Origin of the sequence: Janthinobacterium sp. KBS0711, assembly GCF_000988085.1 — a bacterium.
Taxonomy (GTDB): domain Bacteria; phylum Pseudomonadota; class Gammaproteobacteria; order Burkholderiales; family Burkholderiaceae_D; genus Janthinobacterium; species Janthinobacterium lividum_E.
The window spans coordinates 95,166-103,846 of sequence record NZ_LBCO01000010.1 but is presented as its reverse complement, the minus strand read 5'-3'; the positions used below and the strand labels follow the sequence as shown (position 1 = coordinate 103,846).

The window sequence follows — 8,681 nt, the reverse complement described above, 5'->3', positions numbered from 1 at the left end:
CCGCCTGTCCCGGCATGTACAGCGAAGCGCACACGCAGGCGTGGCGGCGCATCGTCGATTTCGTGCATGCGAACAGCGATGCGAAGATCGCCCTGCAGCTGGGCCACGCGGGCGCGAAAGGCTCGACGCGGCCCATGTGGGACGGCATCGACCTGCCGCTCAGCGAAGGCAATTGGCCGTTGATCTCGGCCTCGGAGCAGCAGTACCTGGCCGGCGTGTCGCAAACGGCGCGCGCGGCCACGGAAAGCGACCTGGCGCGCATCGAGCAAGACTTCGTGCGCGCCACCCTGGCCGCGGCCGTCGCCGGTTTCGACTGGCTGGAACTGCATTGCGCGCATGGCTATCTGTTGTCGAGTTTTATCTCGCCGCTGACCAACCGCCGCACGGACGAATATGGGGGTAGCCTGGAAAACCGCTGCCGCTATCCGCTGCGCGTGTTCCGCGCCATGCGCGCCGCCTGGCCGCAGGACAAGCCGATGAGCGTGCGCATCTCGGCCCACGACTGGGTCGAAGGCGGCATCACGCCCGACGATGCAGTCGTCATCGCGCGCCTGTTCAAGCAGGCCGGCGCCGACCTGATCGACTGTTCCTCGGGCCAGGTGAGTAAACTCGAACAGCCCGTGTACGGACGCATGTTCCAGGTGCCGTTCGCCGACCGCGTGCGCAACGAGGCGGGCATCGCCAGCATGGCCGTCGGCTCCATCTTCGAAGCCGACCACGCCAACAGCATCATCGCCGCCGGACGCGCCGACCTGTGCGCCGTGGGCCGGCCGCACCTGGCCAACCCCGCCTGGACCTTGACGGAAATGGCGCGCATCGGCTACAGCGGCGCCGGTGCGGCGTGGCCAAAACAGTACCGCCCGGGCCAGCAGCAGCTGGAACGCAATCTGCAGCGCGAGCGCCAGCTGGCTGCCGCCAATACGGGCCTCACCCCGCAACAGGTGGCCGCGCGGCTGCTGGAAGGATGACATGAGCAAGGAACAACTGGACTGTGCATTGGCCAACAAGCACGCGCTGGTGACGGGCGCCGGCAGCGGCATCGGCCTCGCCTGCGCGGGCGCCTTGCTGGACGCGGGCGCCAGGGTCACCCTGGCCGGGCGCGATGGCGCGCGGCTGGCGCGCGCGCGCATGCAGCTGGAAGAGGCGGGCCATGCGGGCAGGGTCGCCATCTGCGTGCTCGACGTGGCAGTGGAAGCGTCCGTGCAGGCAGGGTTTGCGCAGGCGGTCGCGCATTTCGGCCGCGTCGACATTTTGATCAATAACGCGGGCCAGGCGCATGCGGCGCCGTTCGGCAAGACGGATGCCGCCATCTGGCAGCAGATGCTGGCCGTGAACCTGACGGGCGTATTCCACTGCTGCCAGGCGGCCATGTCGGCCATGCTGGACGCGGGCTGGGGGCGCATCGTCAACGTGGCGTCGACGGCGGGCCTGAAAGGCTACCGTTACGTCAGCGCCTACGTCGCCGCCAAGCACGGCGTGATCGGCCTGACGCGCGCACTGGCGCTGGAAGTGGCGCCGCGCGGCGTCACCGTCAACGCCGTCTGCCCCGGCTACACGGAAACGGACATGGTGGCGCAGGCCGTGCAGAACATCGTGCGCAAGACGGGGCGCGGCGAAGACGCGGCGCGCGCGGAACTGGCGGCGTCCAACCCGCAGCAGCGGCTGGTGCAGCCGCAGGAAGTGGCCGATGCGGTGGCGTGGCTATGCCTGCCCGCGTCGTCCGCCATGAATGGACAATCGATCGCCGTCGCCGGCGGCGAAGTCATGTAACTGAATGAAGACCATGGATAAAGAACCCGATAAGATGCAGGATGAACCCGTACAGGATGAACCCGTGCTGGACCTGGCGAGCCGGCTGACGCAGGACCACCACCAGTCGCTCAAGCTGTGGCTGCGCATGCTCTCATGCACGGTGAAGATTGAAAACGAAGTGCGCACGCGCTTGCGCGCCACCTTCGGCATCACCTTGCCCCGCTTCGACCTGATGGCGCAGCTCGAGCGCTTCCCCGACGGTTTGCGCATGGGTGAACTGTCCAAGCGCATGATGGTCACGGGCGGCAATATCACGGGCATCACCGACCAGCTGGAGCAGGAAAAACTGGTGGTGCGCGTGGTCGATCCGAAGGACCGCCGCTCGTACAGCGTCAAGCTGACGCCGGCGGGCCGGCGCGCGTTCGACGACATGGCGCGCGTGCACGAAGGCTGGATCGCCGAACTGCTGCACGGCGTGACGCCGGACGACAAAACCCAGTTGATCGACCTGCTGTCGCACATGAAACAGCAGCTGAATGACACCTCAATAAAGGACTGACCATGCGCCATCTCCCCGGCCAGCCGCAAGACCTGCCAGGCAACCGCGCCAGCCTGGCCCATTACGTCGCGCGGCATTTTCTGTTTGCCGTCGATGCAGGCGTCGCCACCTTGACCTTGCACCGCCCGGAGCGCAAGAATCCGCTCACTTTTGACTCGTATGCGGAGTTGCGCGAGCTGTTCCGCGCGCTGGCGCATGCGGACGACGTCAAGGCCGTCGTGATCACGGGCAGCGGCGACAATTTCTGTTCGGGCGGCGACGTGCACGACATCATCGGCCCGCTGACTAAACTCGACATGCCCGGCTTGCTGGCCTTTACCCGCATGACGGGCGACGTGGTGAAAGCCATGCGCGCCTGCCCGCAGCCCATCATCGCCGCCATCGACGGCATTTGCGCCGGCGCCGGCGCAATGCTGGCGCTGGCTTCCGATATCCGCATCGGCACGCCGCGCAGCAAAACGGCCTTCTTGTTTACCCGCGTGGGCCTGGCCGGCTGCGACATGGGCGCCTGCGCCTTGCTGCCGCGCGTGATCGGCCAGGGCCGCGCCGCCGAACTGCTGTACACGGGACGCTCCCTGGCCGGCGCCGAGGCCGAGCGCTGGGGCTGGCTCAACCGCCTGGTCGAGCCGGAGGAGCTGGCCGAAGCGGCGCAGCTGTTCGCCGCCGGCCTGGCCAGCGGCCCCACGTTCGCGCACGGCATGACGAAAAAAATGCTGCAGCAGGAGTGGAACATGGGCGTCGATGAAGCGATCGAGGCGGAAGCGCAGGCGCAAGCCATTTGCATGGCCACCAACGATTTCCACCGCGCCTATCACGCCTTCGTGGCGAAGGAAAAGCCGCAGTTCGAGGGCGATTAAGATGCAAAATACACGCGACACCACTTACCTGGACTGGCCGTTTTTCGAGGCACGTCATGCAAAGCTTGAGTCCGAACTCGATGCCTGGGCGGTGCAGCATCTGGGCGAGGCACATGGCGCCGACGTCGATGCGGCTTGCCGCGCGCTGGTGGCGCAGCTGGGGCAGGGCGGCTGGCTCGCGCACGCCACCGGCACCGATGGCAAGATCGACACGCGCGCCATTTGCCTGATGCGCGAAACCCTGGCGCGCCACGACGGCCTGGCCGATTTCGCCTTTGCCATGCAGGGACTCGGCTCCGGCGCTATCGGCTTGTTCGGCAGCTTGGACAACAAGGCGCGCTATTTGCCGGACGTGGCCAGCGGCAAGCGCATCGCCGCCTTTGCCCTGTCCGAGCCGCAGGCCGGCTCCGACGTGGCGGCCATGGCGTGCGCGGCGCGGCGCGATGGCGACGACTACGTGCTCGACGGCGAAAAGACGTGGATCTCGAACGGCGGCATTGCCGACTTTTACGTGGTGTTCGCCCGCACGGGCGAGGCGCCGGGCGCGCGCGGCATCAGCGCCTTCATCGTCGACGCTGATAATCCGGGCCTGGAAATCGCCGAACGCATCGCCGTGATTGCCCCGCATCCGCTGGCGCGCCTGCGCTTTGCCAATTGCCGTGTGCCCGTGTCGCAGCGCCTGGGCGAGGCGGGGCAGGGCTTCAAGGTGGCGATGGCGACACTCGACGTGTTCCGCACGTCGGTGGCCGCCGCCGCCCTGGGCTTTGCGCGGCGCGCGTTCGACGAAGCGCTGCGCCATGCGACGGCGCGCCAGATGTTCGGCCAGACCCTGGCGGACTTCCAGCTGACGCAGGCGAAATTGGCGCAGATGGCCACCGGCATCGATGCGGCCGCGCTGCTCACCTACCGCGCCGCCTGGCAGCGCGACCAGGGCCGCAAGGTAACGAAGGAAGCGGCCATGGCCAAGCTGACGGCCACGGAAACTGCGCAGCAGGTGATCGATGCGGCCGTGCAGCTGTTTGGCGGCATGGGTGTCGTCAGTGACCACCCGGTCGAGCGCCTGTACCGCGAAATTCGCGCCTTGCGCATCTACGAGGGCGCCAGCGAAGTGCAGCAATTGATCATCGCGCGCGAACTGCTGCGCGAGGCGGCGGACGCATGAACAGCATGAACAACGAGGAAAACAATATGCAAGTGTTACAACCAGCGGGCTGGGCCAGGCCGCGCGGCTATGCGAACGGCATCGCCGCCAGCGGACGCACGGTGTACGTCAGCGGCATGATCGGCTGGGACGCGCAGGGACAATTTCACACGGACGATTTCACAGGCCAGGTGCGCCAGGCACTGCAAAATATCGTCGCCGTGCTGGCCGAGGCGGGCGCCTTGCCCGAACACATCGTGCGCATGAACTGGTATGTGCTGGACAAGAAGGAATATGTGGCGGCATATCCACAAATTGGCGTTGCCTACAGGGAAATCATCGGCAAGCATTTTCCTGCCATGACGGCCGTGCAGGTGGCGGGACTGATCGAGGACAGAGCGAAGGTCGAGATCGAGGTGACGGCGGTGTTGCCTGACTGAATTTCTGCTATGAAATATTGCGTATTGGTATCTAAATAATAAATATAAAAACATTATCTATCATGTTATATTTGGCAACCGGAACATACGCCGGTGTTAAATACTGACAGTCGAGGTAGAGGATGCGTAATAATTTCAGAGCGGTAAGAAGTGTGGTGCTGGCTGTGGCCAGTATGGGTTTTTGCCTGGGCGCGCAGGCGGGACCCGGTACGTCGCTACTTTCCCCCGGCTATCAGGCACAGCTGGAAAGCTGGCTTGGCGAAGGCCATCTGGCGCTGACGAACATTTACAGCAAGGCGGCGGGCGACACTTCGCTCGATTTTCACAAGGCATCCGACGGTAAGGGACGCACTTTTTCCATCATGGAGGCCACGAATTCATCGGGCAAGACGTGGCTGGTGGGCGGTTACAATCCGCAAAGCTGGAGCTCCACCGATGGCATGCATGTCACCATGGATGACAGCCAGCGCACGGCCTTCCTTTTTAATCTGACGTCAGACTTCATGCTGCCGCAACTGAAGCAGTATTTCAATGGCGACGGTATCGGCAAGGATCAGACCTACAATCAGGCCAATTACGGCCCGACATTCGGCTATGGACATGATTTGTATGTGCCGCAAGATCTCACGCATGGCGGCAGTTCTTTCTTGTATACCTATAACTATGTTGGGCAGTCGTCGACTGGCTTCAGTTTGCTCGATGGCTCCGCCTGGCATGGCAACGATGTGACCTTCGGCGCCATCGAGGTATTTGCCATCAGCGCCGTACCGGAACCGGCCACCTATGGACTGCTTCTGGCGGGATTGCTGGTGTTGCTGGTGCGTCAGCGGGGCAAGGCCAAGACTCGCCTTGTCTGACGTGACGCCGCGCTTGCCACGCTGTCAATGGCGGGCGCTTGCCTGTATAATGCCGCTGCGCGTGTCGCCATCGTACAATGGATAGTACAAGGTCCTCCTAAGACTTAAATGCAGGTTCGATTCCTGCTGGCGACACCACGTTTCCACGCACGCGCGTCGGCAGCCTGTGATCATCCAGGCGGTAGTTATTGGTCGATGGCGATTGAAGTCCAAGTTATCGGTACAATGCGTGCTTCATTCATCCAATCGGCGGCTGTTTTGCACACCACGCGGTGTGCGCGAGACGGCGCCCGAGCACTCTTACTCATTATGGCTGTCATTTCTCTCTCATCGGCGCAACTTGCGTTCGGTCACGTCGCGCTGCTCGATCACGCGGAATTTTCACTGGAAACCTCGGAACGGGTCGGCTTGATCGGCCGCAACGGCACGGGTAAATCGTCGCTGTTGAAGGTTATTTCGGGCAAGTTCAAGCTCGATGACGGCTTGTTGGTGATGCAGCAAGGCATCAAGATCGCCTATGTGGAGCAGGAGCCGCAATTCGACCCGGAGATGTCCGTGTTCGACGCCGTCGCTTCCGGCATGGGCGAATCGCAGGCGTGGCTGAAGGAATACGATGCGCTGACGGGCCAGTTTGGCCAGGGCAATGACGACGAACTGATGGAACGCATGCACGACATCCAGGTCAAACTCGATGCGGCCGATGCGTGGAGCTTGCCGAACAAGGTGGAAACTGTGCTCGACCGTTTGAATCTGACGGGCGACATGCTGATGAAAACCCTGTCCGGCGGGATGCAAAAGCGCGTGGCCCTGGCGCGTGCGCTGGTATCGGCGCCCGACGTGCTGCTGCTCGATGAGCCAACCAACCATCTGGACTTCAGCTCCATCCTGTGGCTGGAAGGCTTGTTGCGCGACTTCAAGGGCAGTGTGCTGTTCATTACCCATGACCGCTCCTTCCTCGACAATGTTGCCACGCGCATCATCGAGCTCGACCGCGGCCGTCTGTTGTCGTATCCGGGCAACTTCACGGCTTACCAGACCCGCAAGGCGGAGCAGCTGGAAATCGAGGAAGTGGAAAACGCCAAGTTCGACAAGTTCCTGGCGCAGGAAGAAGTGTGGATACGCAAAGGCGTCAAGGCCCGCCGCGTGCGCGACGAAGGCCGCGTGCGCCGCCTGGAAGCGCTGCGCCTGACGCGCAATGCGCGCCGTGAACAGCAGGGACAAGTCAAGCTGGACGTATCGGCCGGCGAACGCTCGGGCAAGATCGTGGCGGACCTGGAAAACGTCTCGAAGATCTATGGTGACAAGGTCATCGTCAAGGATTTCAGCGCCACCATCCTGCGCGGTGACAAGGTCGGCCTGATCGGCGCCAACGGCGCCGGCAAGACCACCTTGCTGAAGATGATCCTGGGCCAGGAAGAGTCGGACACGGGCAGCATCCGCCTGGGTACCAAGCTGCAGGTCGCGTATTTCGACCAGATGCGCACGCAGCTGAATGAAGAGGCGAACCTGATGGAAACCATCGCGCCAGGCAGCGACTGGGTCGAAATCAATGGCCAGCGCCGCCACGTGATGACGTATCTGAACGACTTCCTGTTCGCACCGGAACGTGCCCGTTCGCCCGTCAAGTCGCTGTCCGGCGGCGAGCGCAACCGTTTGCTGCTGGCGCGTCTGTTCGCCAAGCCGGCCAACGTGCTGGTGCTCGATGAGCCGACCAATGACTTGGATATCGATACTCTGGAATTGCTGGAAGAGTTGCTGGAAGAATACACCGGCACCGTCTTCCTCGTCAGCCATGACCGTACCTTCCTCGACAATGTGGTCACGCAAGTGATCGTCGCCGAAGGCGAGGGTAAGTGGCGTGAATTCGTCGGTGGCTACACGGACTGGGAGCGCGTGCGCACCTTGCCGATCGCCACGGCGCCCGCCAGCAAGCCGGCCGTGAAGGTCGAGGCCGCCGCACCGGCCGCCAAGCAGAAAAAGCTCAGTTACAAGGAGCAGCGCGAGCTGGAAGAGTTGCCGAAATTGATCGCCAAGCTGGAAGACGAGCAATCGGTGCTGGCCGCCGAACTGTCGCATCCTGACTTCTACAAGAAAACGCCGGCCGAAGGCAAGCGCCTGAATGCGCGCGTGGCCGAGATCGAAGGCGAACTGCTGGAAGCGCTGGAAAAGTGGGAACAGATCGAGGCGCGCAGCAATGCCTGATTAGTTTCTTGCATTCTCTGTTGTAATTTAAGTTAGGATTATTTGCCACGGCAACGGTTCTGCTTGATATAATTATATAATTATATTTTTTACATCGGAGGATGCATGTTTGTTATCGAAAACACGCGCTCCGGACCACGGCGTCCGGCGCGTGGTTCCACCTCCGGTGCGCATCAGCATGTTTGACCGTGCCGCCTTGCCCCGGGTAACGCCATTCCTGGCCTACCTCTCCTTCATCTTCATCGCCGACATGCTTGGCCGGGCTGGCTTCGCCGCGCAGGACCTGCGCTGGCTGTATGCTGTCAAGATCGGCATCGTGCTGGGTATGTTGCTGTATTGGCGGCGCAGTTACACGGAATTGCGCTGGACACCGCTGGGCGCGCGCGCCCTGGCCGTGGCGCTGGCCACCGGGCTTGTTGTTTTTTTGCTGTGGATTAATTTGAATGCCAGCTGGATGAGCATCGGCAGCGCCGACGGCTTCGACCCACGCAATGGCGGCCAGATCGAGTGGAGCCTGGTGGTGCTGCGCATCGCTGGCGCCGCCCTCGTGGTGCCCGTGATGGAAGAGCTGTTCTGGCGTTCCTTCCTGCTGCGCTGGATCGATGCCCCTGATTTCCTTAAATTCAATCCGCGTCTGGCAAGTGCCAAGGCTTTTGTTGTCAGCGTGGTACTGTTTGGCTTTGAACACAATTTGTGGCTGGCCGGTATCGTTGCCGGCGCCGCGTATAGCTTGCTGTACATGCGCAGCCAGTCGCTGTGGTCGCCGATCCTTGCCCATGGTGTGACGAATGGCGTGCTGGGCCTCTGGATTGTTTCCGGTGGACACTGGACTTACTGGTAATATTGCCAATCAACTGTTTGCTCTATCAAAGA

The 8,681-nt window shown here is 62.6% G+C and carries 9 protein-coding genes and 1 tRNA gene; all 10 read left to right on the top strand.

Annotated elements, in window-relative coordinates; translation table 11 throughout:
* Positions 1–968, top strand: a 968-nt coding sequence (locus VM94_RS28880; protein ID WP_046682714.1) for an oxidoreductase, incomplete at its 5' end; no start/stop codon positions are given.
* 1 nt (position 969) lies between these two features.
* Positions 970–1,770 (top strand): SDR family NAD(P)-dependent oxidoreductase, encoded by an 801-nt coding sequence (locus VM94_RS05920; RefSeq protein WP_046682627.1) that lies wholly within the window; start codon positions 970–972, stop codon positions 1,768–1,770.
* A gap of 13 nt (positions 1,771–1,783) precedes the next feature.
* On the top strand, positions 1,784–2,311 hold the full coding sequence (locus VM94_RS05915) for a MarR family winged helix-turn-helix transcriptional regulator (RefSeq protein ID WP_046682626.1): 528 nt from the start codon (positions 1,784–1,786) through the stop codon (positions 2,309–2,311).
* 2 nt (positions 2,312–2,313) lie between these two features.
* On the top strand, positions 2,314–3,168 hold the full coding sequence (locus VM94_RS05910; RefSeq protein WP_046682625.1) for an enoyl-CoA hydratase family protein: 855 nt from the start codon (positions 2,314–2,316) through the stop codon (positions 3,166–3,168).
* A gap of 1 nt (position 3,169) precedes the next feature.
* Complete coding sequence (locus VM94_RS05905; RefSeq protein WP_046682624.1) at positions 3,170–4,330, top strand: acyl-CoA dehydrogenase family protein; 1,161 nt, start codon at positions 3,170–3,172, stop codon at positions 4,328–4,330.
* A 26-nt stretch (positions 4,331–4,356) separates the two neighbouring features.
* Positions 4,357–4,749 (top strand): RidA family protein, encoded by a 393-nt coding sequence (locus VM94_RS05900; RefSeq protein ID WP_046682701.1) that lies wholly within the window; start codon positions 4,357–4,359, stop codon positions 4,747–4,749.
* A 122-nt stretch (positions 4,750–4,871) separates the two neighbouring features.
* Positions 4,872–5,606 (top strand): PEP_CTERM-anchored TLD domain-containing protein, encoded by a 735-nt coding sequence (locus tag VM94_RS05895; RefSeq protein ID WP_235432854.1) that lies wholly within the window; start codon positions 4,872–4,874, stop codon positions 5,604–5,606.
* A 63-nt stretch (positions 5,607–5,669) separates the two neighbouring features.
* Positions 5,670–5,744: transfer RNA gene (locus VM94_RS05890), tRNA-Arg, on the top strand.
* 171 nt (positions 5,745–5,915) lie between these two features.
* Positions 5,916–7,808 carry an ATP-binding cassette domain-containing protein gene (locus tag VM94_RS05885; protein WP_046682622.1) on the top strand — a complete coding sequence of 631 codons (1,893 nt, stop codon included), beginning with the start codon at positions 5,916–5,918 and terminating at the stop codon, positions 7,806–7,808.
* Between the two features lie 151 nt (positions 7,809–7,959).
* A complete protein-coding gene (locus VM94_RS05880; protein ID WP_235432853.1) occupies positions 7,960–8,649 on the top strand; it encodes a CAAX prenyl protease-related protein in 690 nt (229 codons plus the stop codon).
* Positions 8,650–8,681 lie beyond the last annotated feature (32 nt).